The organism is Nostoc sp., from assembly GCF_036917515.1.
GTDB lineage: Bacteria > Cyanobacteriota > Cyanobacteriia > Cyanobacteriales > Nostocaceae > Nostoc.
Map to the genome: position 1 here is coordinate 1 of NZ_JBALDE010000270.1, position 1207 is coordinate 1207.

The window sequence follows — 1207 nt, forward strand, 5'->3', positions numbered from 1 at the left end:
TAAACCTCATCCATCTTGAGAACTGGAGTTTTGCCAGAAAAAATATTACTCTGAGGAAGTAGGTGTAGTAGAGAAAAAAACGAGGATGCTTAAGGTAGAGTGCGATCGTTGGAATCAAAGTAGCTCAATATTGAGACAAGAGGCGTTAAAAGCAAATCATGCTCGTACCCGCGAACGTTTGATGGCACTGTATGAGATATGTAATGGAAAAAGCGCAACACAGGTAGGTCGGGAAACAAGACGCAACCCTCAGACAATCATGGAATGGGTACATCGTTACAATATTTCAGGTATAGAAGTACTGCGGTATCAACATACAGGTGGTCATCCCCCCCTTTTTCAAAACAAATAGAGAAAGCACTTGATAGAGAGATTCGTAAAACCTTAGAACTGGCAGCAACAGCACCTCAGCAAAAAAAGCTTAATCTTGAGTTCTTACCTCGTTGGACGTTGAAGCGTTTAGTAGCTTGGATTAACAATCAATTTAATCTCAAATGTTGTCGTGAATCAGTGCGTAAGACTCTCAAGAATTTAGGATTTTCATGGAAGAAAGCGCGGAAACTGTTAAATAAAGCCAACAGCAAAAAACGTGCTGAGTATTTGGAAAATCTACAGGGTTTACTCGATGATGCTCTGAACAATGGTCAGTTACTGATTTTTATCGATGAGGCACACATTCATCTTGACAGCGATGAAGGTTATGGCTGGTCAATTAAAGGAGAACGTTTTTGGGTTAGTTCCAATTCTCCAGGAAGAACCAAGGTTTCCTTTTATGGGATCTATGTTTATAACTATGCCAAAGTCAAAATTTTTCCTTATTTGAAAGCAGATCAATTCAATACAATTGATGTTTTAAAACATTTGAGAACTGAGTTTCCGGAACGCAACATGACTCTAATTTGGGATGGTGCTCCTTATCACCGTTCTCAAACTGTCAAAGAAGCATTAGAGATTTTACAAATCAACCTGGAACCTTTACCTGGTTACAGCCCTGACTTTATGCCTGTCGAACACCTCTGGCAATGGTTGCGTGAAGATGTAACTTATCATACATGCTACCAGTCACCTGCTGAATTAATTGAACGAGTTCATTTCTTTGAACAAGATATTAATTCCCATCCTTTTGAAATTTGCGAGCGCTTGTGGGTGAAAAATCACCTTGAAGAAGATGAGGAAAAACTACGGGTTTCAAGATAGACATGGTTTA

2 protein-coding genes are annotated in these 1207 nt (G+C 39.3%); both read left to right on the forward strand.

What is annotated here, in order from left to right; translation table 11 throughout:
- The first annotated feature begins 85 nt into the window (after nt 1–85).
- Entirely contained in the window at nt 86–352 is a 267-nt protein-coding gene (locus V7K89_RS34325; RefSeq protein WP_335195342.1) for a helix-turn-helix domain-containing protein, read from the forward strand.
- Nucleotides 265–1197 carry an IS630 family transposase gene (locus V7K89_RS34330; protein WP_335195343.1) on the forward strand — a complete coding sequence of 311 codons (933 nt, stop codon included), beginning with the start codon at nt 265–267 and terminating at the stop codon, nt 1195–1197. Before V7K89_RS34325 ends, V7K89_RS34330 begins: the two co-directional genes overlap by 88 nt.
- Nucleotides 1198–1207 lie beyond the last annotated feature (10 nt).

What these genes read in the sequence shown, in the direction of transcription:
- V7K89_RS34325 (WP_335195342.1), top strand. Translation starts at nt 86, where the DNA reads ATGCTTAAGGTAGAGTGCGATCGTTGGAATCAAAGTAGCTCAATATTG.
- V7K89_RS34330 (WP_335195343.1), top strand. Translation starts at nt 265, where the DNA reads ATGGGTACATCGTTACAATATTTCAGGTATAGAAGTACTGCGGTATCA.